Consider the following 26,491-nt stretch of genomic DNA (forward strand, 5'->3'; position numbering starts at 1 on the left):
TATCGGCGGGTTGATTTGTTTCTTGAGCTTTCGCTTAAAAGTCACCAAGACGGTGCTTGATATGCGACATTGCAGTGCAAATATCTTCATTGCAGCGATGTGCTGGTTTGCTTGCGCTGCGCATCGCTGCGTGCGAGGCCGCGTCGGCGAGCTGCGAATATTGCTGCGCAAACGCCGCGCCGCGCACGAGTTAGTGCTCAGCGCAGCGGGATTGAAGATCGACGGTATCCGGCTGCTACTGCCTTGCGTACTCGGCGAAAAGCCTGTGTTTCATCCATGCGTTCAAGCGCGCGCATTGCTGCGCGGCGAAGTCGAAAAGCTCGACGTTCGGCTGCGAGAGCTTAGTGAAACGCGGGAAGTGGTTGTGAGGCTTCTCAGTGCGGTCGACACCAATGAGACATTGCGGCTTTAATCATTGTGTGGATTTGAGCGGTGATGTATTGCCGCGGGGTGAGGCTCATCGGGTCGGCATGTATTGATGCGCGACCTGCGAGCGAATGCTTCGGATTGTCTTCAAGAGATATTTCCACGAATGAGCGCGATCCAGCGTGGTCGAGTCGTTCACAAATACTCCCGCCAAGAAAAAGAAATGTCATGAAGAGACGACGCCTTCTAAAGGGAGTTGCTGCCCTGCCCTTCTTCGCCGCCGGCACGGTCTTCGCCGACGCAACGCCTGCCGCGGCTGCAACAGGTCGCATCCGACCAGGCGATCCTGCCTGGCCGACAGCGAAGGAATGGGACGCGTTGAGTCGCGCGGTTGGCGGAAATCTGTTGCAACCGACGACGATCTGGCAGACCTGTGCGCAAGCGCCTGGTACGCCCAGTTGTCTTGCCCGCCTCAGCGAAGCACGAAATCCGATCGCACTCGGGGACGATCCAGGTGGCACGCAGATCTCAGGCTGGCTCGACGGATGGACACCCCGTGCGAGCGCTTACGCCGTAGCCGCGCGGTCTACCGCCGACGTGGTTGCGGGCGTCAACTTCGCGCGCCAACACAATTTGCGGCTGGTAGTGAAAGGCGGTGGTCATAGTTATCTCGGCGGTTCGAATGCACCGGATTCGCTTTTGATCTGGACGCGCGCGATGAACCGCATCGACCTGCATGATGCCTTCATTCCATCAGGCTGCTCGACGCCGCCGACGCCGGCGGTGACCGTGGAGGCGGGCTGCATGTGGATCGACGTCTACAACGCTGTCACCACCCAGGCAGGGCGATACGTTCAGGGCGGCGGCTGTGCGAGCGTGGGGGTTGCCGGTCTTGTCCTCGGCGGCGGTTTCGGATCATTCTCGAAGCGCTACGGATTGGCGGCCGCGAGCCTGCTCCAGGCCGAGATCGTTACCGCTGACGGCGTTGTCCGCACGGTCAACGCATCGCGGGAGCCTGATCTTTTCTGGGCGCTGAAAGGCGGAGGTGGCGGCAGTTTTGGCGTAGTGACCAGGATCACTTTGCAGACCCACGAACTGCCCGAGAACTTTGGCTGGGCCGAGTTCAAGGTCAAAGCGTCATCGCGGGACGCTTACCGGCAACTGGTTGGACGGCTCGTCGATCACTATGCCGGCCGCCTGCTCAACCCCCATTGGGGCGAGCAGCTTGTTTTTCACAACGACGAAGTCCACGTGGCGATGGTGTGTCAGGGCTTAAGCGACGAACAGGTCAAGTCGGTCTGGGCACCTTTCATCGATTGGGTACGAGCCTCGCCGGTCGATTTCACCTTTAATGAAGAACCTCACATCGGCGCCGGCCCGGCGCGCCGCTGGTGGGATCTGAAGGCCAACCCGGGATTGGTGCCGGACCCACGGACTGGAGCTGCCACGAACCACGGCTGGTGGCGAGGCGATGAAGATCAGGCGTCACTGTTCCTGCACGGCTACGAGTCGCAATGGTTGCCCGCGACTCTTCTCGAACGCGCGCAACGCGGTCGGCTTGCCGACGCGCTCATGGCTGCCGCCCAATTTCAGGCCGTGGAACTACATGTCAATAAGGGACTCGCAGGCGCACCGCCAGAGGTGAATGAGCAGGCTCGCCGGTGCGCGATGAATCCGAAAGTCGCCGACGCCTTTGCCTTAATGATCGTGGCTGCAGGTGGTCCCCCACCGTTTGCTGGCCTGCCGATCACGCCGCCCGACATGACGCAGGCGCATCGCAATGCCGAGAACGTCGCGAAGGCGGCGGCCGTTCTCAAAGAACTATCACCGGCAAGTGGCTCCTATATTTCGGAAACCGACTTTTTTCGCGAAGACTGGCGCGACGCGTTCTGGGGGAGCAATTATGCGCGGCTGAAAACGATTAAAGAGCGCTACGACCCGGATGGCTTCTTTTTCGTCCATCACGGGGTAGGTAGTGAGGATTGGAGTTCTGATGGTTTTGCGCTTGGGCAGTTGTGATTTTTAACGCGTTGTTGTTCCCGTTCGGATCACAGACTGCGCCAGGTCGCCTTGTGTCATTCGCGTAAATACTGCATGCGACAATCAAGTCATCCATCAAACCGATGGCATGCGGACACGAAGCGTGAAGCATGATTGCCCATTAACCAACCAGGCTTGCGGCGGCAGCAAGAAAAACTAACTATGACCACCATCCCCGACGACGTTCTTCACATCTCAGAGACAGAAGCATCTCGCCTGCTGCCTAACCTGCCGTCGCCGTTTGCTGTTCTATTCGAACGTGGCGATGTGTCGATTGAACTGTATGCGCCGCGAGGTGCAGACACGCAGTCGCCGCATACGCGCGATGAGCTTTACATCATCGCCTCAGGTTCGGGCACCTTCCGCCGCGCCGACCAGGTGTGTGAATTTACTATCGGCGATCTGCTCTTCGTACCAGCTCATGTGGATCATCGATTTGAGAGCTTCAGTGACGACTTCAGGACCTGGGTAATCTTTTTCGGTCCAGAAGGTGGCGTTCAAACGTGAACGTATGTCCGCGCTCAGGTAACGCGGATGTCTGGTCTCGCGTTTTTACACAGCCGCGGCCCATACTGCCCAACGTGGGCGACAGTGCGCCTCGATGAACGGCGAGACGCTAGATGGAAAAGTCTATCGACCGTTTATCGTGCCTGGACGACGACGAAGAAGATGAAGACGATGAAGAAGAAGACGAAGAAGTATTCGGCTGCAACGCTGACTGCTGCACCTGGTTCTGCACCTGCTGTTGTTGCTGCTGTTGTTGTTCCTTGACCTCCTTCTTCATCAGCTCTCTCACTTTTTCTTCTACTTTCTCGCGATCCGCCGGCGACATGTTTTGAAACTGCTGCGGGGTAATGCCAAGTTGCGCGAGGATCGAATCAAACATCCGTTGTCCCGGGGTTTCCTTCACGTAATTGGTCAATTGGTCGAGCAACGACTGGAACGATGGGGCGTTGCTGTTGCCTGCGCCACCTAATGAAGCGGAACCGGCAATATTGTCGCTGGACAACGAGTTGGGATTAGAAACTTGCATGACGAACAGACTCCGGTGTCGGGTTGAAATGCGTTGAATGTTTCAGATCTCTGGATTGTGCGCCTCATCGTTCCTACCAAATCCAGGAAAAGCCCGTGGTTTGCCCCCTATTTCCCGGTCATCATGATCCAGGTCATCGTTGGCGTCGCAGGTCTGGTCCAGTTCGACCGCTGCGTTGCCTATGTCGGATGAAGCTTTCAGATGCAATTACTGGAGCGTTGCTGTCGAATGCCTCCAATGGGTCGAACTGAGCGGAACGCAGTCGGACTCAGTACGGCCGGTTCCGGTCGGTGGTCGGCGCAATCGGGAGGACGCTCAAACGACCGCTCTACTCCTCTATATCGGTCATTTCCATTGAATTGATCGTCGGCGCGTTTTCGACCCAAGCGCCGCCGACAAAGGTAGCGGATTCCAATTGCGATACGGGTAACGGAGTGCGCCCGGTTTCAGCGCGCGATTGGTTGGATATGGGACCAAAGTCTCATTGCGATTGGCAGAAACGCTGAACACACTTAACAGTGACTTACGTAGGGCTGTCACCGCATCGGGTTCGTATGACTGAGGCGCATCGTCGCGCTGTTGATCGGCGGGTGGCTGGCGGTCAAGGCCGCCATCGAGCACGAACCGACTCTCACCATTCCAGGTGGCACGTCGAGGAGAACATGATGGGCAAGGACAAGTCAGACGAGAAGTCAGACTCGCAGCTGTCACCAGACGGGCTCAATCGTCGCCGTCTCCTCGGATCCGCCTCGCTTATTGCTGCGTCAGCGGCGCTTTCGCGATCCGCTGGCGCTAGCGCGGCCACGCCATCCTCTGGCGCCTCGCCTCAAGACGGCTCCGTCCTGCCAAGGCCCGAATCACCGTTTCACGGCAAAATCGAACGCCTGGCCAAGGATTCGACCCCCGACTTTCCGAAGGAATACACGGCGCCCGCCGGTTCGCCGAACGTTCTTTTGATCCTGACCGATGATGTCGGGTTTGGGGCAAGCAGCACTTTCGGCGGCCCGATCCAGACACCGAATTTCCAACGCCTTGCGGACAGCGGCCTCCGCTACAACATGTTTCACACCACCGCGCTTTGCTCACCCACGCGCGCGGCGCTGATTACCGGTCGCAACCACCATTCGGTGGCCAGCGGCGTCATCACCGAGTTCGCGACCGGCTATCCGGGCTACGATTCGCTCGTTCCGAAGAGTGCGGGCTCCATTGGCGAAGTTCTCAAGGAGAACGGATACAACACCTCATGGTTCGGCAAGATGCACAATGTGCCGGACTGGATGTCGAGTCAGGTCGGTCCATTCGATTTATGGCCGAACGGCCTGGGCTTCGAACACTTCTATGGATTCATCGGTGGCGACAGCGACCAATGGCATCCGGCACTATACGAAAACACCAAGCCGATTGAGCCGTATCTCGGCGACCCAACCTACATCCTCGATCGCGATCTTGCCGACAAGGCGATTGCATGGATGCGGATGCAGCACGCGCTCGCGCCAGGCAAGCCCTGGCTTCTTTACTACGCGACCGGCACCGCGCACGCCCCGCATCACGCGCCGAAAGACTGGATCGCGAAATACAAGGGCCAATTCGACCAAGGCTGGGACAAGGTGCGCGAGGAGACACTCGCCCGTCAGATCAAGCTCGGTGTTGCCCCGCCCGGTACGCAACTCAGCACGAGGCCGGAGCAACTCCCCGCGTGGGATTCCTTGTCGGATGATCAGAAGCGTCTCTACGCCCGAATGATGGAAGTCTATGCAGGCGCACTGTCACATGCCGACTACCACATCGGCCGTGTACTCGACGCCATTGAGGAATCCGGGCAGAAAGACAACACGCTGGTTATTTTCATCATGGGCGACAACGGCGCGAGTGCCGAGGGCACGCTTCAAGGTACGACCAATGAGGTGGGAACCGCCGCGAATGGTGTCACGGAAAGCATTCCGTTTCTGCTGTCGATGATCGACGAACTCGGCGGCCCCAAAACGTATAACCACTACCCGGTCGGTTGGGCACACGCGATGGATGCGCCCATGCAATGGACCAAACAGGTCGCCTCTCACTTCGGCGGCACTCGCAACGGCATGGTGATTTCGTGGCCGGCACGCATCAAGGATAAAGGCGGCCTGCGGTCACAGTTCTGCCATGTGATCGACATTGCGCCGACGATCTACGAGGCGGCGAAGATCACGCCGCCGGTCATGCTCGACGGCGTGAAGCAGAAGCCGATCGAAGGTGTGAGTCTCGTGTACACGTTCGATGCCGCCAAGGCGCCGACCCGGCATCCCGTGCAGTATTTCGAGCTGGTAGGCAACCGTGCGATCTATAAGGACGGCTGGATGGCAAGCACGACGCCGCTTCGCCTGCCATGGGTGACGATTGGGGCCGAGCCCAGCCCAGACGATTACAAATGGGAGCTGTACAACATCAACACGGATTTCAGCCAGGCCAATAATCTGGCCAGCAAGTACCCCGAGAAGCTGAAGGAACTTCAGCACGCCTTCGACGTGGAGGCCAAAAAGTACAATGTTTATCCGTTGGATTCTAGTTTCGCGTCACGCGCCGATCCTGCAATCCGGCCGAGTCTGACCCGCGGCCGTAGCGAGTTCACTTATTTTCCGGGCATGATCCGCATTCCAGAGGGCTCGGCTCCGGACTTCAAGAACAAATCATGGACGGCCGCTGCCGACGTGATGATCCCGGAGGGCGGCGCCAATGGGGTGCTGGCAACAATCGGCGGAAGGTACGGCGGTTGGGCGCTGCTCCTGCAGGACAGCAAGCCTCAATTCGCCTATGCGTTCTCGAATCAGCCCGATCACAAGTTCGTGGTGGTGTCCGATCAGCCGCTTGCGGCGGGCCATCACATCATCCGGGTCAAATTCGACTACGACGGCGGCGGCATTGGAAAGGGAGCAACGGCGACGCTGCTGGCGGACGAAAAGCAGCTTGGACAAGTCAAGATTCCGAAAACCATTGGAGTCAGAATTTCTCTCGACGAGACCTTCGACGTTGGAGAGGACACAGGAACTCCAGTGGTCGAAGATTACGCGGATAAGATGCCTTTCAGGTTCACGGGCGAACTCAAGCGATTCGTCGTGGTCCTGCAGCCGCAGAAGCTAAGCGAAGAGGAGCAACAACGCCTGCGCGACGGTCTGGCGAAAGCGATGATGTCGGTCCAGTAGCGATCGTTTCGGGACTGTTCCGGTGGGGCACATTGCCATGAGTTCACAGAGACAAGTTTCCAGGCGAGCCCAAGCTTCACGGCGAGATCCGTTCGCCGACATGGTTTTGGTCCCAGGCGGCGAATTCCGCATGGGTTCGGATCGTCACTACCCGGAGGAAGCGCCCGCGCACCGGGTCAGAGTCGACGGGTTCTGGATCGACCGTACGCCGGTAACGAACCGCCAGTTTCGCAAGTTCGTCGACGCGACGAATTATGTGACCTTCGCCGAGATCGCGCCGAGGGCCGAGGACTATCCGGGCGCGCTCCCACACATGCTGCAGGCCGGGTCGCTTGTCTTCTCATCCCCGAAGGGCCCCGTCGACCTCCACGATTGGACGCAATGGTGGCAGTTCAAATTCGGTGCCGATTGGAGAAGGCCCTACGGCCCGCGCAGTTCGATAAGTGGAAAGGACGACGATCCCGTGGTGCATGTCGCCTATTGCGACGCCGAGGCATATGCACGGTGGGCAGGCAAGGAATTGCCGACCGAGGCCGAGTGGGAATTTGCGGCGCGTGGCGGTCTCGATAGCGCGGAATACGCGTGGGGCGACGAGTTCACGCCCGCTGGAAAGCAGATGGCCAATACCTGGCAAGGCGCGTTTCCATATCAGAACCTGAAGCAGGACGGCTTCGAGCGTACTTCACCGGTGAGGTCCTTTCCGCCAAACGGTTATGGCATCTATGACATGATCGGCAATGTGTGGGAATGGACCGCGGATTTCTGGTCGACCCGCCACACAGCCGACGCGCCCAAGGCGTGCTGCATCCCCCGGAACCCACGCGGCGGCGCAGAGGGGGAAAGCTACGACCCTTGTCAGCCCGAGATTCCTATTCCCCGCAGAGTGCTGAAAGGCGGTTCGCACCTTTGCGCACCGAACTATTGCCGTCGCTACCGCCCGGCAGCACGCCATGCCGAATCGATCGACACGTCTACGAGCCATATCGGATTTCGCTGCGTAGTGCGTGTTGAGAGAGGTTGAGTTTCAGCGAGCGAGATGACGGCCAGGAGCGGCCATTTACACTAACGCAGCAAACGTCCGAAAGCCGAACGGAAACGGCCGCATATTCCAGATCCGAAGCTGCGTTCGGCGTTTCGGCGTCACGCTGAACGCTTCGCGATCCTTGAGGTCAATTCGTCCACCCGCGACAGAAACAGGCTGACAATCGGCGCCATATTGCGCGGACTGTAACCCACAGCCAGCTCTATGATCGGGACATCCCCTTCCAGCGGCCGGCTCACGACGGACCATGGCATCAGGTTCTGCACATAGGCCGGTATCAGCGTGACGGCGCGCATCGAAGCAATCAGCGACATCACCATCGCCGGATTGTCGACGCTTTGCACGATGTCCACTTCGACACCCGACCTGGCCAGATAAGCGTCGATCACCTGTCTCAGCACCTTGGCTTTGTCCGCCATCGCGATGAACGGCTCGTGCCGGAGATCCTCCGGGCGCACCGTTTTGCGCGCACTCAATGGATGGTCGCTCGGCATCAGCACGACGAGCGGCTCCCTGGTGACGACCTTGTACTCGAGACCGTATCCAGGCTCGGCTCGCATAAACGCCACGTCGAGCTTGCCGTGCGCCAGTGCGGCGGCCAGTTCCGTCGAATAGTCGCTGGAGACGGTAATTTCGATATTCGGTAGCTCCTCACGCAACAGGTGCATCGCGTCGGTCAACCATGTCATTTCCTGACCGGTCAGAAAGCCCAGCGCGAAGCGCGGTTTCGCAGGCTGCGCTGCGCGCCGTGCGGCCTCAATGGCGGCGTCCGCCTGAGCTATCGCGAGCCGCGCATGATCGATGAAGGCCTTGCCCGCGTCGGTCAGTTCGACGCCGCGCGCGCTGCGTACCAGCAGTTCCGCGCCAACCTGATCCTCCAGATCGCGAATTTGCCGGCTTAACGACGGTTGCGATGTATGCAGCCGCTTTTCAGCCGCCTCCGTCAGGCTGCCGGTCTCGGCTACCGCAATGAAATACCGCAAATGACGCAGTTCCATGGTTTCTCGCCCCATGCCTGTCAGGCATGCACCCAAGCTTTCAAAGTCTTTTTAATCGACCTAGGGAGTGCGTAGATTAACTCTTGTCATCACTTCCCTCGCAGCGAACGCCAATAAGTCATGCGTCACAGCGATACCCAACAGGAGTTTCTCATGAACAGCCCCGTCGTCCTCGTCACCGGCGCGCTGACCGGAATCGGTCGCGCCACCGCCATTGCTTTCGCCCGCTCCGGAGCGCGGCTCGTCGTCTCCGGCCGTCGCCCCGCAGAGGGAGCAGCCCTCGAGGCCGAGTTGCGCGGACTGGGCTCTGAAGCCTTCTTCGTTCAGGCCGACGTCCGCCGTGACGAAGAGGTCCGCAGTCTCGTCGATCAGGCCGTTTCCCGGTTCGGCAGGTTGGACATCGCGGTCAACAATGCCGGTACGGAAGGCACGCCTGGGCCGATAACCGACGTGTCCGCTGAAAGCTATGCCGCGACCTTCGACACCAACGTGTTAGGCGTGCTGTTGAGCCTCAAACACGAACTGCGCGTCATGACGGCACAACGATCCGGCAGCGTGATCAACATCTCGTCGACCTACGGCCACGAAGGTGCGGCCTATGCGTCCATTTACGCCGGCAGCAAGCACGCCGTCGAAGGGATCACCAAATCGACGGCGCTGGAAGTGGCCAGTACAGGCGTGCGCGTCAATGCGGTCGCGCCAGGACCGACCGACACCGGCATGCTCGACCGCTTTACCGGCACACCGGAACGGAAGGCAACGCTGGCGGGAAGTGTGCCGCTCGCGCGCATCGGCAAGCCGGCGGACATCGCCGCAGCGGTGCTCTATCTGGCGTCCGAAGGCGCGGCCTTCGTAACGGGGCAGATCGTCACGGTCGACGGCGGCAAGACCGCGGGCTGATCCACGCTTTCTTCCTTCCCATACCTTCGGATGTCAGGAGTATCGAACCATGAACACGCTATCGGGCAAGACCGCGCTGGTAACCGGCGCATCACGCGGCATCGGCCGCGCCAGTGCGCTTGCGCTGGCGAAGGCAGGTGCCCAGGTGCTGGTGCACTACGGCCGCGGCGCACAGGAGGCGGACGCCGTCGTCGCGGAGATAAGACAGGCGGGCGGCACATCCGAGAAGATTGCCGCTGACCTGCGCGCCGCCGATGGTCCACACCTGCTCGCCCAGCGGACGCGCGCGATCGTCGGCGGACGCCTCGACATCCTGGTTGCCAATGCCGGCATCGCCGGCGCGGCGACGATTGAAGAAACGACTGTCGAACATTTCGACAATCTGTTCGCGGTAAATGTGCGCGCACCGTTTTTCCTGGTTCAGCAACTGCTGCCCGTGATGCACAAGGGCAGCAGCATCGTGCTGCTTTCGTCGCTGGTCGCGCACGCGGCGCTCGGCACGCTGGCGGCGTATGCGGCCACCAAGGGCGCCATCGACACACTCGTCAAGCATTTTGGCGCTGAGCTTGGCGAGCGGGGCATCCGGGTCAATGCTGTTGCACCGGGTGTGGTGCCAACCGATATGTCCAGTTTCGCGAAGACCGACGCAGGACGAAACTTCGCGATGGGCATTCAGGCGCTCAAGCGCATGGCGCAACCAGACGACATCGGCGCGGCGGTGGCCTTCCTCGCATCCGACGAAGCGCGCTGGATCACCGGCGATACCTTGCATGTGGACGGCGGATCGAAGCTCTGATCGCAGCGTCGTATCCCAATCCAGAATGGAGAAAAAATCATGAAGCTTTATCACGCCAGCGGGTCACCCAATTCGCGCCGCGTTCGCATCCTGCTCGCAGAAAAGAAGCTCGACGTCCCGCTCATTCCTGTCGATCTCGGGACCAGGGAGCAGTTTTCGGATGCTTACCGATCCGTCAATGCGCGTGTCGTCGTACCGACTCTCGTGCTCGACGACGGCACGGCTATCGGCGAAACGCCGGTCATCATGCGCTACCTCGACGATGCATTTGCGCAGACACCTTTGTATGGAACCACAGCGCAGGAAAAGGCGATCGTCGCCATGTGGGAGCGACGCGCGGAAACGGAAGGATTTGCGGCGGTGATGGAAGGCGTGCGCAACGCCGCGGTGGGGCTAAAAGGTCGTGCCGTTTCCGGGCCGCATGCGTACGAACAGATTCCCGAACTGGTCGAACGCAGCAAGCGTCGCGTGGCAAATTTCTACGACGATCTCGAGGCGAGACTGTCTATTGTCCCGTTCGTTGCGGGCGAGCTCTATACCGCTGCCGACATCACGGCGCTGGTTGCGGTGGATTTTGCCATCCGCGCTTTTGCGATGTCGATTCCCGAGCAACATGTCGCTGTCAGCAGATGGTACGAACAGGTTTCTGCGCGCCCCAGCGCGGCAGCTTGATGAGTTCGTTGCTTCACTGTCTCAAGCGCGAGTAACGCGGACCTGAGGCGATCGCCGGCGCATCAGGCTCGTTCACAGTCGATTCGAATCACCGCAAAACGAAACCACGTTAAACCTTAAGAACGCCTTATAGAAAACGCTTCGTCAAATAAAAACCGCAGGTCACGTAACTGACTTCTTTTCGCCCCACATTGATCAGGCACGACCCGTAAGTTTCCCTGACGAACATAGGACGAAATATGAAGACGAACAGGAGATGGACGCGCAAGCAAAGCGCGCTGTGTGCAGCCGCCGTGCTGCTCGCTGGACTGCACGCGGTAGCGGCAAGCGCCGACGACGGCCACAATCACGATGGCGATCGCAACGGCGATCGCCATCGCGCATCGGTCAAGCACGTGCTGTTGATCAGCTTCGACGGTCTGCACGAGCAGGACGTCGCGCGTTGCATCGGTGCGAACACCTGCCCGAACCTTGCATTACTCGCCAAGTCCGGCACGACGTATTCCAACGCTCACACGCCGGGCCTGTCCGATTCGTTCCCTGGCCTTGCCGCACTCGTGACAGGCGGCTCACCGAAGTCCGCCGGTCTTTTCTACGACGTGTCCTACGATCGCACGCTCTATGCGCCGTCGGATAGCCACTGCACTGGAAAGACGGGCTGGAACGTCGTGTTCGATGAAACGACCGGTATCGACGCCGAAAACGGCGGCGCACTCACGCATCTCGACGGCGGCGGCGCGTTCAACCCGCAAGCGATTCCCCATGCGCTGGTCAACGGAGTCTGCACGCCCGTCTATCCGCACAACTACCTGAAGACCAATACGGTATTCGAAGTAATCAAGGCCAACGTCGAGGGCGCGCGCACCGCGTGGGCCGACAAACATGCGTGGGGCTACGACTGGCTCAACGGACCATCCGGAGCGGGTGTCGACGACCTGTCGCGTACCGAGATCAATTCGATCGATCCGGCGACCGGCACAAACTATCTCGACAGCTACACGCACACCGAAAAGTTCGACGACTATCATGTGCAATCGTTGATCGATGAGATCGACGGCAAAGATTCGACCGGCAAGTCGAGCGCCGCCGTTCCGACAGTGTTCGGCGCCAATTTCCAGACGCTGAGCGTTGCGCAGAAAGCCACTGTCGCGACCGGCGGCGGCTACGCCGACACGAGCTTCACGCCCGGTCCGCAAGTCGCCGGCGCCATCGCGTATCTCGACGCCTCATTGGGGCGCATCGTGTCGGAACTCAAGCAACGCGACCTGTATGGTTCGACGGCGATCATCGTCACTGCCAAGCATGGCCAGTCACCGACCGATCACTCGAAACTCGTGAAGAACGGCGACACGCTCACCAAACTGCTCGAGGCTAACAACTATCTCGACCCGAACGGTAAGTTCGGACAGGACAGCACGACAAGCGGCAATCTCAACGACGGTAGCGGGCTCGTCGGCACGGGGTTCGTGCAGACCGACGACGTCGGTCTGATCTGGCTGCGCGACCAGAGCCAGTTTTCCTCGGTCGTGAAGACCCTGAAAGCCAACCTGAGCTGCAGCGCGCCCGGCATCTGCGCGGATGGCCCGCAAGCTTATATCCTCCATGGCGCGCGACTCGCCAGCGAGTTCGGCGATCCGGCGCTCGGCCGCACGCCGGACATCATCGTGCAGCCGAACCCGGGCGTGATCTATACGTCGAGCACGTCCAAGGACGAAGAGCACGGCGGCAATGCGCCGGACGACAGCCATCTCGGCCTCGTGATGTATGTGCCGGATGCTCGCCACGCGGGACAGATCAACGACGAGCATGTGCTGACCACGCAAGTGGCCCCGACCATTCTGCGTCTGCTCGATCTCGAACCGCAGTTGCTGCAATCGGTATCGGCGGAAGGGACCCGTCCGCTGCCGGAATTCGACCGCGGGCAGTGAAGCGCTATGTGACCGCGACGTAAGAGTCGTGGCGCGCCGTGGCGAATCTGGGCCAGCCACGGTGCGCCTGCTCGACAGCGGGTCAACGCCGCCTCTGTATGAGTGCACTGTGCAAGAGTAAGAGCCGACTGTTTCATCAATCGAATGGCCGTGACTATGCTGCCGAGGAGCGCGCGACGCGAGCGGCTAGCAGCCGAAGTATGGCGATTTCTTGCAGACACGAGATGAGTGAATTCCGTCGATTCTTCATTCAACGACCGCTGTTGAATTGAAAGCTGTCGCCTCCAGCCGTTGCACCGAGCGGTTGAATCCGCCGTCGATTCGGTGTGTTCGCCGTCGCCCCCGAATGGACGGAGACAGCCGCTCAATTGCCTCGCGAGAACCACTTTCCGTAGATCTGTTCGTAGGTTCCGTCCTCATACATGCTGAGCAGCGCCTCATTGATGGGCTTGCGCAACGCGCTGCCATTGGCAACGGCGATGCCATACTTTTCCGGTCGAAAGATCGGGCCCACGACGGCCAGCGCGCCGTTGCCGCGTCGAGCTGCCCAGTACTGAAGGGTTGGCGCGTCGAACACGATCGCCTGCACGTCGCCTTGTATGAGCATACGGATACCCTCGTCGGCGCCGGTCACGCTGGCGAACGACAAGCCCCGTTGGGCCAGGTACTCCGCGGCTACGGTGCCTGGTACCGAGCCGATCGCTTTACCTGGTAGATCATCCGGGCCGCGGATGTTCGACTCGAGGCGGGCCACGGTCTGTGAGGACGTGACGGTCGCGGTGAGTTGTGCAATCAGGACGACGCCAATGAGCCACATCAGAGGTACCAGCACACGCTTCCATACACTCGCTGCTTCGCGCTCGCCGTGCTCACCCGTCGCGATGATGAGCATCGTGACCCAAAGGCCTTCGCCGATAGCCCGCCAGTAAGGTTTCCGGAAAGCTTCGTCGCGTCTGCGTTCGAGCAGCCACACCAGGTTGGCGAGCAAAAAAACGATGACGATGGTTATCGCTAGCAACTGGCCGATGGCGAGCCATGGAATCGCCCGAAGCGATGTCATGAACGTGTTTTCATTCGTCGCGCGCACCATGATTTGCAGCCCCGAATCGAAATAGGGCAATGTGAAGTCGACGATATTCTCGCCTTTGGGTGTCATCGTGATCGCCGCGATCGCGACGTCGGCATCGCCACGTTTGACTGCATCCAGCAACTCGGTCTGGGTCCTCAGTTTCGTCCACGATGACTGCACGCCGATGCGGCGCGCAATTTCGTTCCAGAGGTCAATGCTGAAACCTTCGGGCAATGCGGTTTGAGGCAGCACGAAAGGAGCGACCGGCGCGGTCGCGATTCGCAAGGTGGTGGCGGGAGGGATATCCGCTGGAGTCTGTGCCGCGGTTGTCGCCGTTAGCGCAAGGCAAGTCAGCGCGACGACCCACCGTGCCAGGACATTCATCGCGTGGCTCCTGGGTGCGTGAATAGCCTGGTCAGATACGAAAATCCGCCGCCATGTCCTCGTCGCTTCGCGCTTCCAGCTTGCCGGACCGGCACGCGCGCATAAACGCGTCATAGTCCTTGTGGTTCTGTTCGGCGTAGGCGAACGCGTAGTCGGTCAGCGCGTCGGCCATCCGGTCGCCACTGCCCAGATATGACGCGATTTCGATGGCTTTGCCGCTCGCCTTGGCGTGAGCGCGAGCGAGCGCCCAACTGCAGATGCGCGCGTAGCCCCGAAAGATCGTGCTGTTCATGCGCTCCACCTCGGCCGAGACCTTCATGTCGCGCAACTGGCGGAAATAGAAGTGCCGGCCTGCGGGGCCCGTTGTCCAGCCGAGGAAAGAGTCGCTCGCGGCCTGCAGCAGGCGCTGGCCGGCGACGACCCGTTCGCCCTGGTGCGCGGGCCCATCGGCATCGAAGAAGCGCGCAATCACTGACTGGCGTGCTTCCTTGACCTGCAGGAACAGCGGTTTGCCGTGACTATCGACGAACAGCATCACAAGACAGGAGGTGCCGACGCTGCCGACGCCCACCACCTTGAACGCGATATCGTGCAATTCGAACTGACCAATCAACTGACGGCGGTCGGATGAAACCGTCTGCAGATACGCGTCGAACGCGGTGGCAAGCTTGCCTTTCCATTCGTCCGTGTCCGACCACTTCTGGTCCTTGCCGAGCAGGGAGTTGGGGCCGCCAGGGTGGAACAGGGCGGGCGGCGCATCCTGTATGCGCCAGCGGCCTTCCTGCAGCACCGCCATCTTGCGGAGCATGCTTTCGTGCGTGCGGCCTGCTGCCTTTTCAAGCGTCTTGCTGATCAGTTGTCGACCTTCGGCCGTGGCGGCCGCTTCCATCATCCGCTCAAAGGTGACGATCTCGTGCCAGAGTTCGAGCGCGCTGCAATCGGCGTACTGGTGCATCCTGTCGCGGTACTCGTGCACCGCTGTCGAAACGACGTCCTTGATCGCCCCGCGCTCGATGCCCATGTGCTCGCCTGCTATCGCGAAGCTGGCCATCAACCGTTTGATGTCCCATTCCCAGGGGCCGGGCGCGACTTCGTCGAAATCGTTGAGGTCGAACACAAGTTGGCGCTCCGGCGTGGCGAAGCCGCCGAAGTTCATCAGATGCGCGTCGCCGCAGATTGGAAACGTGATTCCAGAGTGGCTCGTTTTGGCCAGATCGTGCGCCTGAAGAATCGCGCTGCCGCGAAAGAAGGTGAAAGGCGACACGGACATACGCCCGTAGCGCAGCGGCACGAGTGCTTCCACGCGCCCGGCGCTGTTTTCCTGCAGCAGTTTGACGGGATCGCGGTCGACGTTCCCAGGGGTTGCGTTTGCAGAGCGAGGCGCATGCTGACGGGCGAAACGTCCTGCGGCCTCGCGGTCAGCCCGCGTCAGCGTCTCCGGCATTTTGCGCACCTCTCTTTGTTTGTCGCGTGAGCGCGGGTCCGTGCTCGCAGGACTTGTGCGTCCTACTAGTCCGGAGTCCGGCCGTTGGCCATAGTCCAGTGTAGGTAGCTGCCGATTTCCGGGGTATTGGACCAAGGTCCTATACCCAACTAAATGGAAGCGACGCGCAGCAATTTTCAATCCCTGCCGTTATCTCGCGGCGTAGGACCAAAGGCCAATACCATTCCAGACATATGCCAAATAAGCTGACGGGCGAGTGACTCTGCTTTAAGAAAACCAATAACTCATCGAGTCATTCACACATTGCTGCGTCCCGAACCGGATCTTTCCGAAGTAGTCGTCGAGATAGTCCCCTGGCGATCGGTTCGAAGGCAAAGAGACGTAGCAAGCCTGCTCGCGCAACATGAATGGAGGTAGCCATGTCCGACCCGAAAGATCCGGCGGAAAGCGGAACCCGCAGAGCCTTCCTGAAAAACGTTGCCGTGGCTGGCGTGGCAACGGGGCTATCGGGCGTGGTCGGCGAGACATTGGCGCAAACAGGTGCGATGGCCAAATCAACCAGTCCGGCGTCGAAGCCCGCAACGCCCGCCACCATCGCGCTGAACAAACAGTACGCAGAGTTCCTTTCGTTCGCGGATGCCCAGGATTTCGAAGACGCCAAACGCGGACTGATCGCCACGCTTCCCGAACCGGTGATCATCAAGGGACAAGGCGATATTCCCGCGTGGAATCTGCAGCAGTTCGAGTTCGTCAGTAGTGGTCCGGAAAACAATGCGCCACCGACGGTCAATCCGAGTCTTTGGCGCAATGCCAAGCTCAACATGAATCACGGGTTGTTCAAGGTGGTGGATGGCATCTGGCAGGTTCGCGGCTACGACCTGTCCGTGATGAGCATCATTCGGGGCGACCAGGGTTATATCGTCGTGGACCCGTTCATCACGACCGAGGTGGCCTCGACGGTCTGGAAGCAGCTCGTTGTCCCGCACCTCGGCGATAAGCCCATCACTCACGTGATCTATACGCACAGTCACGTGGACCACTATGGCGGCGTGCGCGGACTCGCCAGTGACGACGACCTGAAATCCGGCAAGGTGAAAATCGTGGCGCCAACCGGCTTTACGGAAGCCGCCGTCGGCGAAAACGTCATTGCCGGCAATGCGATGGGGCGCCGCGCCAGCTACATGTACGGTTCGCTGCTGCCTCGCAGTCCCGAAGGGATTGTCGACGGCGGTTTGGGCAAGACCACTTCAGTGGGCACCATCACGCATGCCGTACCGTCCATTTTTGCCGAAAAGACCGGGCAGAAAATGACACTCGACGGCGTCGAGATGGTGGTGCTGATGGCGCCGGAATCGGAGGCACCGTCGGAGTACATGTTCTACCTGCCGAAGTTCAAGGCGTTCTGCGCCGCGGAAGACGCTACCCACACGCTTCACAATCTGTACACGCTGCGAGGCGCCAAGGTCCGCGACGCGCTGCTCTGGTCGAAATACCTGCAGTCGTCGCTCGAGATGTTCGGCGACGACGTGCAGGTCGTGTTCGCCTCGCACTATTGGCCGACGTGGGGCAACGATCGCGTCGTCGCGTTCCTTGGTGCGCAACGCGACATGTATCGCTACATGCATGATCAGGTTCTGCGCATGGCCAACAAGGGCATGACGCCACTTGAAATCGGCGAAGCGATCCGTCTGCCCGATAGCCTGGCGAAGCATTGGTTCTGCCGAAGCTACTACGGCACCGTCTACCACGACGCCGTTGCGCAATACAACCTGCGCCTCGGGTTTTTCGACGGCGTTCCCGCGAACCTGCACCGCTTGCAGCCAACCGATGCAGGCAAGCGATACGTCGAGTTCATGGGCGGCTCGGCCGCGGTTCTCAGCAAGGCGCATGCGTACTACAGCAAAGGCGAGTACCGATGGGTGGCTGAAGTCGTGAATCACGTCGTCTTTGCCGAGCCACAAAACATGGCGGCCAAGCAGTTGCTGGCGGACACCTATGAGCAGTTGGGTTATCAGTCGGAATCGGCGTCGTGGCGAAATTTCTATCTGACCGGTGCAATGGAATTGCGCAATGGCATCCGGCAGCTACCTGCGCCTCAGCGAGGGCAAGATTCTTACAGGCGTAGGATGTACAGGTTTTATTACGGTTCAACTGGCTTTCGAGGAGTAACTGTTCGAAGACCGCGGCCATTTCCGGCCGTCTCATTCGAGTTACCTGTTTCGATCAAACCATCTTGATAGCAAGCCATGATTCGATGCACTGTGACTGACCGCTTTGGAGAGATGCGAAAGACCGCAACGGGTCGCGAGTACACACCGCCGCCTGACCGCTTCCAGGAAGCAGAATTCCACTAGCCGCTTTTCGGCAATCAACTTGAAGAGCGGTCAGGCGTAGCCAACCCATTAACTATTTGACTGCTGCCAAGGCCAAGTCCACCTTGACAAAACCTGCCTCTTTGAGATCCGTACGCAACCTGGGGAGCAACCTGAGGATGCTGGCAGTCGCTTCCTGAGCTCTGACTTTGTCGTTATGCGCCTCCTTTTCGATCTCCTGCCACACCGAACCCCGTACCCGGGCCAACATGGCCTCTTCAAATGCATCGAATATGGTGAGATTAGGCACGCGGGACGCAGAACTCAACACCCGGCTGAAACGGTTCATCTGCACCGCCGCCGCTCGCGACTGCTCGATCAATTGGATAGTAGTTTTCAGGGTGGCGACGATTGCATCTGCTTCTGCGCCAGTCCCGCACTCATCGATTTCAATATTTATCACGCGCGGATCACTATCACTTCCATCGAGAACGGCCCGGTACGGCTCCCCAAGATGCTTAATGCAGCGGGTCCAAATGAAGATCGCTTTAGTTTTGGTCGGGTTGCTTCGGTATTCACGCAGCAGATAGAGGAACAGCATGTGCGTGAAGCCATTGTGCCCAAACTTGGCTGCAAGAGAAAGATTGATCCCCTGATCTGCTATTGTTGCAGCGGCCGCATATTCGCGGCGCGTTTTTTTCGCGAATGGCATATGAGAACCTGCTATTAGGTTTGAAAAATTGGCCCATGCATTTACGCCATCAATGGTTTGCATCCGTAGCGATCAAACCCATTGCTTTCCAAGGTCGCCGTATTGCATCCAAACACTTTTCAATGATGTGATTTCCGGACATCGATCCGACGAAACGGTTTGACCAATAACTTCGCCGAGGGCGTAAGCGTGGACGTGGAGCACTGCGTGGAACGATGCGATTCTATGAATAGGCGGCACGCCGGTCTGTAGCGCAAATGCGCTACAGACCGGCGAAAGTGGCGACTTGTCAGTTGGGTCGTCTTTGAACGATTCTGCAGATGGCCGTCAAAACCGGCGGATCGTTTTCTGGTCGAAGCCTGGGATTGGTGGCCCTGCCTACGCCATCGCCCCCTGCCTATCAAACGCCGCCTTCAACACCTCAGCCGAAAACGGCACGCGCCGGAAGCGAATACCAGTAGCGTCGAACAATGCATTCGACAGCGCCGCTGCCATCGGCCTGCTGGCAGGCTCACCCGCGCCTGAAGAAGGATGGTCCGGATGGTTGTTGACCATCACGATTTCCACCGCATCGGGCACATCCGCGATCTCGGCGATCGGGTACGTGAGCCAGTCCACGCTAGTGACCCGATGGCTGTCGAAGCGCACGCTCTCATACTTGGCGCGGCTCATGCCCATCATCAGGTTCGCTTCGATCGTGCCGGTCAGATTGCGCGGGTTGATCACATAGCCGCAGTCGTGTGCCACCACGAAGCGAGTGACATGGAACTGTCCGGTATCGCGATACACCTCTATTTCGGCAACCAGTGCCACCGTGGTCTTGCCGCGCGGCGCATAGGCAATGCCCCGCCCCATCACCACATTGCCGGACTGCGCGGGCCTCGGAGACGGACGCGACTGCCAGCCGGCTTTTTCAGCGGCAGCGCGAATCACGCCTTTGTCGCGTTCGTCCGTGAGGTAGCGCAGGCGAAATTCCACCGGGTCGGCTTTCGCAGCCGCGGCAAGTTCGTCGATAAAGCATTCGCTGGCAAAGCAGGTTGCCATGCCGTCCGGATCGCGCAGGTGAGCCGTGCGCAGCCCTGTGCTAAGCGAGCGTTCCCAATCGAGCAGGTCGCTGCGCCGGCGTTTGTTGTCGAACTGATAATGCTCGTCGGCTAACTGAAACGCCTGCGCACCCGTGTTGCGAAAGCCGCCGATCAACTGCGCGGACAAGGTGTCGCCGGCCACTTCGGTACCGGCGGGACGAATCAGGCTCGAATACCCGCGCGCCAGATATGAAAACGCGACGACCTTTCCGTCGCGGTCGAGCGCACCCTGCATACGGAAACTGGTTGGGGAACTCTTCGGGTCCCAGCCTACCGCATCGGCGCGCATATATTGCACGCGCACGGGTTGGCCCACGGCCTTCGAGAGCAGCATCGCGTCCATCGCCGCGTCATCGGCATCGTTCATTCCATAGGAGCCGGGGCCGGGCATCCATGTGACGCGTACCTTCTCCAGCGGCATATTCGCCATTTGCGCCAGCGCGTGGCGCAGCGGGTAGGGCTTCTGACCCGCAGCCCAGATCACGGCTCGCTCGGCGTTGACGTCGGCAACCGCGCATCCCGGTCCCATGCTCGCATGCGAATGAAACGGAAAGTCGTAATCGGCGGCAAGCTTCGTGTGCGCGCCAGCCATTGCCGCATCGACGTCCCCCACGTTCTGCGCGGTTTTGGACACCACGGCAGCTTCGTTGCGCAAGCGCGCATACAACGCGTCGTAGTCGGAATCGAATGCAGCGGCGGGCTCGGTCCACTTGATCTGCAAATCGCGGGAAACGCTGATGGCCTGCTCTTCGCGTTCACATACCACGCCCACGAAGTTGCCCTGTGTCACGATCGCGACGAGGCCCGGAAAGGATTGGCCACGTGGCACCTCAACCAGTTGTGCGCCGGCTTGCGGCGGCCGGATCACACGCCCGTGCAGCATGCCGGGTAGCTTCAGGTCGACCAGGTAGTGATATTCGCCGCGTGCCTTGGCCGGAATATCCATGCGCGGCACCGGTTGCCCGACGACGCTGTAGGTTGTGGGATCCTTGAGCGGCACATGTTCGTCGACCGTCACATGAAACTGTTCACCGCCGACCAGCTCGCCATAGCTGATATGTCTGGCCGCGTCGGACTTCGACTGTACGACGCCGTCGCGCACCGTCAATTGCGCTTCGTCCGTCTGCAGATGTTGCGCAGCCATGCGCACCAGCGCTTGCCGCGCCCGTGCGCCTGCGCGACGCAAGGCCTTGCCGCCATCTTCGATACCGTTGCTGCCGCCGGTGCCGCGCTGATCGACCGTGGTGGCGGTATCGCCCATATTCACGGTGACGCGCGACAGCGGTACATCCAGCTCCTCAGCGACGATTTGCGCGAACGCGGTGCTGATGCCCATGCCCGCCTCGATCTTGCCGACGCTGGCAATCACGTCGCCATCCTGTGTGACGGCGATCCACGAGTCGAGCTGGTTGGGCGGCAGAGTGGCAGGCCAGGGAGCGCTCTGCGGTTCGAGCACCGCATCGGGCGGCACCCCATGTGCGACGACATTCGCTCGCTCCGGCGCCGTCGTTGCGCCGGCGAGCGTTGGCCACGCGAACGACACGATCAACGCGCCGCCCGTGCCGAGGAACTGTCGCCGCGAAACCTTCAATGCAATCTTGGGCATGTCGATCTCCAGGTCCAGGTGGGCATTACGCCATGGCCTTGGCCGCACGTTTGACGGCACGCAAGATCGCGATATGGGTTCCGCAACGGCATTTGAGTCCGGTTAGGCCCGCGCGAATTTCGGCATCGGACGCATGCGGATTCTGCTTGAGGAACGCCGCGCTGTTCATGATCCAGCTATTCATGCAGTACCCGCACTGCGCCGCCTGTTCTTCGATGAACGCGTGCTGTACCGGGTGCAAGCCATCGACACGCTGTTCCGCGGGAATGGTTTGTGCAAGGCCTTGCAACGTGGTGATCTGATGGCCTGCCGCCGCGACGACTGGCACCACGCATGAGCGCACAGCCGCTCCGTCCAGATGCACGGTGCATGCGCCGCATTGCGCGAGGCCGCAGCCGAATCGCGGCCCGGTGAGATTCAATTCATTGCGCAATACATAGAGCAGCGGCGTATCCGGCGTGGCTTGTACAACGTGTGCTTTACCATCCACCGCGATCGTCAGAGCGGATGCGGCACCGGTCGATCCGGCAGCAGTAGCGGAAGATACAGTGTTCGATGAATGCGAGTAATGCGGCGAGGGTGCGCTTTGCGGCGAATGCGCTGGCATATGCAGCTCCTTGAATCGTTCTATTTATGACAAGGTACTTTCGCTTTGCTAACAGCGGGCTGAACATGGGCAGCGAACGAGGTGTCTCGAACCCTCGTAAGCCCCTTGAACGACATTTGCTGAGCCGCAAGTATGCGCTCAAGCCTGTCGACAGTGTCAACACGCGTTACGTGTGAAGCTCAGGCAATCGCGAAGCGGCAGGTGAGACACCGGGACGGATTGTCTTTGTCGCTGAACCGGAAGAACTTTCATCCTGTCCTGTCGGGTTTCACCCCTCAAGACTTCCGGCGCGTTGCCGATATCAAAAGTCGACGCGGCGGTTTGGGCAACACCGATCACTACCTGAGTCGGTGCCGCATCAACGTGTCGCAAGGTAAGGCTATGTCGGATTTGAGTAACAGATCACAGGAATACGCGGACGGCGCGGTGGTCAGCTTCGCTGTCGTCGGGCGCGATGCTCACGGCGAGTTCGTCATCAGTGCCTGCAACGACCCGTTCATCCAGATGGCGGGTGGGATGGCTGCCGATTGGAACACGTTCCCCATCCCGTTCGACGCTCTGATTCCGAAACAGGTGGGACTCGAGTTGCGCGAAAAGCTACGGGCATGCTTCACGTCAGGAGCGGCGCAGGAACTGCAACAGTCTTTCGCCCTTCATGACGGTGTACACACGTGGCGCCTCTCGCTTAAACCTCTCAGACATACGAGCAGTGGAACGGCCGTGCACGAAGTCATCGTGACAGGTTTCGATACCGCCTCGGCAATGCGGCTGATACATGAACTTGAAGTGAGCGCTTCCCGTTTTCGGGCGGTGGTCGACTCGGCTTACGACGCGATCGTCACGATCAACGAACAGCACAACATCACGTTCTTCAATCGCGCGGCGGAGAACCTGTTCGGCTACAAGTCGGCCGAGGTGCTGGGACAGCGGATCGAAATTCTGTTGCCGGAAAGGTTTCGCGCGAATCATTCCCGGAACGTCAAGCAGTTCGCAGACTCCGTACAGATGAGCCTGCGGTCGACCACACCGCCCCGCATGGACGAAAGCAACAGCGTGTACGGACTGCATCGGGACGGCACGGTCATCCCTGTCGAAATCGCAATTTCAAAAATAAAAGTGAACGGCGTCATCGAATTCACGGCAGTTGTTCGCGATATCCGCGAGCGCGCCGAGCTCATCGAACTGCTGAAAAAGCAGGCCGTGACCGATGCTCTGACCGGCCTGGCGAATCGCCGCGAGTTTCTGGATTTTGTCGAAAAGGTGCTCGGCACCGACGACCTCCTGTCTGTGTTTATCCTGGACATCGACTACTTCAAGAAGATCAACGACACCTACGGCCACGATATCGGCGACGAAGTGCTGCGGGTGCTGGCGAAGGTCGGTGTGTCGATTCCGCACGAGTCCGGGTTGTTCGCGCGCTGGGGAGGGGAGGAATTCGTCGCGGCATTGCCGGGCGCGGACGCCGCGGTCGTGTGCCGGATCGCGGAGACGCTGCGACGCCGCTTCGAGGAACAGGATTTCGAGCACGCGTGGCGCGTGAAGCCGATCTCATTTACCGTCAGTATCGGTGTGGTCACGCGGGAAGCGGGAGAGCGTGATGTCCACGCGTTGATGCGGCGCGCAGACCGGGCGCTCTATGTGGCGAAAGAGTCGGGCCGTAACCGCGTCGAGGTCGGGTAGGCGTTGCGTTGTGCCTGCACACGAAAGGCGAGACCGTTTCCCATGGCAGTCGGCTTCCTGCCCTGAGTAAGCGGACTACCGTGAACAGGGGATGCGAGGATCGGGCATTCGTTCTAGGCTCTGCCTTTATCGATTTTCGTTGGGGTTGCCCGCATGCCTGCCGATATCAACTTCCGTGACAAGTTGAACCGCCTTCATGCTTTTTCAAGGATGAAGCTGGGCATCGGAATCCCCACCGAGCTGAAAGGCCGGGGCTACCGTTGGATCGATATCGAATCGGCGTACCAGGACTTCGTCGCCAACCAGCGGGAATTCCGTGTGGCGGACTACGCTGCATTCCGGGCTATCCTCGATTTGTGGAGTCCGCAGCGCGTCGCGTGGCAGGGTAGTCAGGGCGTGGCACGTCCGACGGCCGCGACGACGCCGGGCTTCGGGCGAAGCGCCAGCATCTCGTCCCATCGAGCGGCGTCGGGAAGGGCGCCGCTTGGAACCTGGCAAGGCGGCCATCCAAGCGAAGCGCTGCAGCCGACGGCGATGAATGTGCCGGAGACGAGGAACACGCGGCCCGTAGTTGCCCACGAATGGACGACCCATCTGGCTGCCGGTACGCAGATCGATCTTCAGGTAAGGAATATGTTCGTCGAAAGACCCGAGGTGGAGGCGATGTTCATTCGCCGCGCCAGCGACCTGCCGCACCTTGAACGTATCGAAGTGGGATCGGGCAGGCTTTGGACGGTGGTCTGGTCGAGTACTTAGGGCGACGGCGGCCATCCTTCGCGCGCTGCACAGTCTGGATGTGCGATTCGCAAAAGGCGCCGATCGGGCCAGGAGAGAAATTTGACCGCGAGGAGCTTAATTCCTGGCGAAGTAGTGTTCATTAACATCGGTCGGCGTATTTGCGCCACCGTCGTCCCACTGGACCACGAACACCCCCTTCGGGTAAGCGTCACTCGGTCCCATCAAGAAGGCTGTCCCCGTGTAGATTTGGCCTGCATAGGGGCACGCGATCGAGTTGGGATTCAGTGTGGATGTCGCCGTTGCGAACTGGATGTTCGTGACATCCACAGTATTCATTTGCGGCGTCAGGTTGCCACTCCAGGTGCAGTAGAGGCCGTAGGTGCCACTAAACGACGTACCGGCAATCACGATCTGTTCTGACCGCGCGGCGCCATAGGTTCCAGCTAGCGATGCAACTGTCGGCGCGATCAGAATGCTGTTGAGCGTAAGTGTCGAATCCGACGCGGTCGCGCTCGGTGCCTGGACCTGTAGCGAGTAGGTCTTGCCGTCGCTATTCAGGCTCAGAGCCGCGTTGCCTTTTACAAACGTGCCGGACGACGGTACCCAGCCGTTGCCCGTGGCGCTGTTGGCATTACCGGTCAACGGCACGGTTCCGAGGCCGAACGTCAATGGCTGATCGGTGCCATTTCCAAAGGCACGCAGATAGCCGGCGTGATTGACCGTTACGACCACGGCGTTAGCCGCCGTTTCCGATGACATAAGAACGTTATCTATGATCGCGGGACCCGGCGTGGTGCTGCTTTGGCTTCCACCACCGCCGTCGCTTCCACCTCCCGCTCCGCAGCTCGCGAGAATCACACATGATGTGGCGGCAACCATGCGGAGATAATGTTTGTGGTTCATTTCTGCTTGGTCTGGAGTCGTGGCGTTGGTCAAACGCGCGTTATCGTCGGCTGGATCCTGGTCCGCCCTGCACTATCTATTTATAAATGCGACTGCAAATTCCGCAGATCGGCACGGACAACTCGCGAGGGCCGTTCCTCAGCGCGCGAATTTAGCTTGTGCGGATGACACTCCAGTGACTGACGCCTTCAAACAGGTGCAAGGGTATGACGTGCGTCCGCTTTCGTAGGCTCCGACCGGCGGCTTGGGGTAGATTTGTTTCGTTCGCCGTTGGCCTGAGTACGGCCAGCAGGAGTCATTCGTCGCGACGATGAATCAGTTACTCGAACGCCGCCTCTGCGGTCGTCAACCGGGATACGCTCCATGACCGGCCTCAACACCCTCGCAGATCACGTCCAGAAACTCGTCGTAGAACATGAAGCGGTAGTGGCTGCAGTTTCCAAGGTGCCGAGAGCTGAATCGCAGAAGCCAGGCGGACTTGCCAAAATCGACTGCTGCGAACCTCGTTTCCCCCTCCCACGGATTGAACTCGCGCGTATAGGGCTCAACCTCTTCTGGCGTGAACATGAATACCTGCGGCTTCAAAAACCGCAGATGCCGAAAGTTTTCCGGTGTGTATGGGTCTTCGGGCAAAAAATAGTCTACGGCGACGATAGCTCGACCGCTGGCTCCGCGGTAGTGGACCTTCATGAGTTCTGGCCCACGACCTTCATGATGGAAATCGCTCAATAGTATCGGGTTCATCGTTCGTAATTACTCTTTGCCGAAAGGGTAGATTTTGCCAGCAACTCGAATGGCTAAAAAATGCCTTGCGCATGAAATGTGCGCCCGACGCGATCGCTAAGACGTTCGGTGAGATATGGCCATTGTCGGTCGTTGGACTAACCCATGAAGATTGGCGACAATCGGGCGAACTCCTGACCCGTTTTCTGCGCTCTGCGATGCACGAGAAACAATCAACCAGAAGACTACGTATCCTCTGCAAAGTGGCAGGCAT

At 59.8% G+C, this 26,491-nt stretch carries 21 protein-coding genes; 13 read left to right on the plus strand and 8 right to left on the minus strand.

The genetic code is table 11. The features are described 5' to 3' along the window. Positions 1-22: 22 nt before the first annotated feature. The 3 genes from L0U82_RS32060 (at position 23) to L0U82_RS32070 (ending at position 2,913) form a co-directional block, all read left to right on the plus strand. Positions 23-412, plus strand: a complete 390-nt coding sequence (locus L0U82_RS32060) for a hypothetical protein (protein ID WP_233837264.1) — start codon at positions 23-25, stop codon at positions 410-412. 182 nt (positions 413-594) lie between these two features. Next, the gene (locus tag L0U82_RS32065) at positions 595-2,385 is read left to right on the plus strand and encodes an FAD-binding oxidoreductase (protein WP_233837265.1); all 1,791 of its coding nucleotides are present in this window, start codon (positions 595-597) and stop codon (positions 2,383-2,385) included. Positions 2,386-2,568: 183 nt separating this feature from the next. Next, positions 2,569-2,913 carry a cupin domain-containing protein gene (locus L0U82_RS32070; RefSeq protein ID WP_233837266.1) on the plus strand — a complete coding sequence of 115 codons (345 nt, stop codon included), beginning with the start codon at positions 2,569-2,571 and terminating at the stop codon, positions 2,911-2,913. Between the two features lie 109 nt (positions 2,914-3,022). On the opposite strand, the gene L0U82_RS32075 is transcribed toward L0U82_RS32070, so the two are convergent. Continuing rightward, complete coding sequence (locus L0U82_RS32075; protein WP_233837268.1) at positions 3,023-3,439, minus strand: hypothetical protein; 417 nt, start codon at positions 3,437-3,439, stop codon at positions 3,023-3,025. A 662-nt stretch (positions 3,440-4,101) separates the two neighbouring features. Between L0U82_RS32075 and L0U82_RS32080 the strand changes: the two genes are divergently transcribed. Both L0U82_RS32080 and L0U82_RS32085 read left to right on the plus strand, forming a co-directional pair. Beyond that, positions 4,102-6,618, plus strand: coding sequence for an arylsulfatase (locus L0U82_RS32080; protein WP_233837270.1), 2,517 nt, complete (start codon positions 4,102-4,104; stop codon positions 6,616-6,618). A gap of 37 nt (positions 6,619-6,655) precedes the next feature. Continuing rightward, the gene (locus L0U82_RS32085; RefSeq protein WP_442793689.1) at positions 6,656-7,639 is read left to right on the plus strand and encodes a formylglycine-generating enzyme family protein; all 984 of its coding nucleotides are present in this window, start codon (positions 6,656-6,658) and stop codon (positions 7,637-7,639) included. Positions 7,640-7,758: 119 nt separating this feature from the next. Here L0U82_RS32085 and L0U82_RS32090 read toward each other — a convergent pair whose 3' ends face one another. After that, complete coding sequence (locus tag L0U82_RS32090) at positions 7,759-8,658, minus strand: LysR family transcriptional regulator (RefSeq protein WP_233837581.1); 900 nt, start codon at positions 8,656-8,658, stop codon at positions 7,759-7,761. A 153-nt stretch (positions 8,659-8,811) separates the two neighbouring features. Here L0U82_RS32090 and L0U82_RS32095 point away from each other — a divergent pair, with 153 nt between their 5' ends. The 4 genes from L0U82_RS32095 (at position 8,812) to L0U82_RS32110 (ending at position 12,954) form a co-directional block, all read left to right on the plus strand. Beyond that, entirely contained in the window at positions 8,812-9,558 is a 747-nt protein-coding gene (locus L0U82_RS32095) for an SDR family NAD(P)-dependent oxidoreductase (protein WP_233837272.1), read from the plus strand. A gap of 49 nt (positions 9,559-9,607) precedes the next feature. After that, the gene (locus tag L0U82_RS32100) at positions 9,608-10,354 is read left to right on the plus strand and encodes an SDR family NAD(P)-dependent oxidoreductase (protein ID WP_233837273.1); all 747 of its coding nucleotides are present in this window, start codon (positions 9,608-9,610) and stop codon (positions 10,352-10,354) included. A gap of 39 nt (positions 10,355-10,393) precedes the next feature. Beyond that, positions 10,394-11,026, plus strand: a complete 633-nt coding sequence (locus L0U82_RS32105) for a glutathione S-transferase family protein (RefSeq protein ID WP_233837274.1) — start codon at positions 10,394-10,396, stop codon at positions 11,024-11,026. Positions 11,027-11,265: 239 nt separating this feature from the next. Next, positions 11,266-12,954, plus strand: a complete 1,689-nt coding sequence (locus L0U82_RS32110) for an alkaline phosphatase family protein (RefSeq protein ID WP_233837275.1) — start codon at positions 11,266-11,268, stop codon at positions 12,952-12,954. Positions 12,955-13,318: 364 nt separating this feature from the next. Here L0U82_RS32110 and L0U82_RS32115 read toward each other — a convergent pair whose 3' ends face one another. Then, positions 13,319-14,407, minus strand: coding sequence for a transporter substrate-binding domain-containing protein (locus tag L0U82_RS32115; protein WP_233837276.1), 1,089 nt, complete (start codon positions 14,405-14,407; stop codon positions 13,319-13,321). A 31-nt stretch (positions 14,408-14,438) separates the two neighbouring features. Further along, positions 14,439-15,851: a DUF2252 domain-containing protein gene (locus tag L0U82_RS32120; RefSeq protein WP_233837277.1), complete on the minus strand. Its 1,413-nt coding sequence runs from the start codon at positions 15,849-15,851 to the stop codon at positions 14,439-14,441. Positions 15,852-16,270: 419 nt separating this feature from the next. Here L0U82_RS32120 and L0U82_RS32125 point away from each other — a divergent pair, with 419 nt between their 5' ends. Next, entirely contained in the window at positions 16,271-18,088 is a 1,818-nt protein-coding gene (locus L0U82_RS32125) for an alkyl/aryl-sulfatase (protein WP_233837279.1), read from the plus strand. Positions 18,089-18,257: 169 nt separating this feature from the next. Here the strand turns inward: L0U82_RS32125 and L0U82_RS32130 are convergent, their stop codons facing one another. The 3 genes from L0U82_RS32130 to L0U82_RS32140 all read right to left on the minus strand — a co-directional run bounded on the left by L0U82_RS32130 (position 18,258) and on the right by L0U82_RS32140 (position 22,173). Further along, the gene (locus L0U82_RS32130; protein WP_233837281.1) at positions 18,258-18,938 is read right to left on the minus strand and encodes a hypothetical protein; all 681 of its coding nucleotides are present in this window, start codon (positions 18,936-18,938) and stop codon (positions 18,258-18,260) included. A gap of 315 nt (positions 18,939-19,253) precedes the next feature. After that, positions 19,254-21,566, minus strand: coding sequence for a xanthine dehydrogenase family protein molybdopterin-binding subunit (locus tag L0U82_RS32135; protein WP_233837283.1), 2,313 nt, complete (start codon positions 21,564-21,566; stop codon positions 19,254-19,256). Positions 21,567-21,591: 25 nt separating this feature from the next. Next, a complete protein-coding gene (locus L0U82_RS32140; RefSeq protein WP_233837284.1) occupies positions 21,592-22,173 on the minus strand; it encodes a (2Fe-2S)-binding protein in 582 nt (193 codons plus the stop codon). A gap of 381 nt (positions 22,174-22,554) precedes the next feature. Here L0U82_RS32140 and L0U82_RS32145 point away from each other — a divergent pair, with 381 nt between their 5' ends. Beyond that, positions 22,555-23,853 carry a sensor domain-containing diguanylate cyclase gene (locus tag L0U82_RS32145; protein ID WP_233837583.1) on the plus strand — a complete coding sequence of 433 codons (1,299 nt, stop codon included), beginning with the start codon at positions 22,555-22,557 and terminating at the stop codon, positions 23,851-23,853. A gap of 153 nt (positions 23,854-24,006) precedes the next feature. Beyond that, positions 24,007-24,609 (plus strand): hypothetical protein, encoded by a 603-nt coding sequence (locus L0U82_RS32150; RefSeq protein ID WP_233837285.1) that lies wholly within the window; start codon positions 24,007-24,009, stop codon positions 24,607-24,609. 96 nt (positions 24,610-24,705) lie between these two features. Here the strand turns inward: L0U82_RS32150 and L0U82_RS32155 are convergent, their stop codons facing one another. Continuing rightward, positions 24,706-25,494, minus strand: coding sequence for a hypothetical protein (locus tag L0U82_RS32155; protein WP_233837286.1), 789 nt, complete (start codon positions 25,492-25,494; stop codon positions 24,706-24,708). Positions 25,495-25,857: 363 nt separating this feature from the next. Here L0U82_RS32155 and L0U82_RS32160 point away from each other — a divergent pair, with 363 nt between their 5' ends. Beyond that, a complete protein-coding gene (locus tag L0U82_RS32160) occupies positions 25,858-26,226 on the plus strand; it encodes a hypothetical protein (protein WP_233837287.1) in 369 nt (122 codons plus the stop codon). Positions 26,227-26,491: the final 265 nt, after the last annotated feature.

The sequence above is a fragment of the Paraburkholderia sp. ZP32-5 genome, assembly GCF_021390495.1.
Classification (GTDB): domain Bacteria; phylum Pseudomonadota; class Gammaproteobacteria; order Burkholderiales; family Burkholderiaceae; genus Paraburkholderia.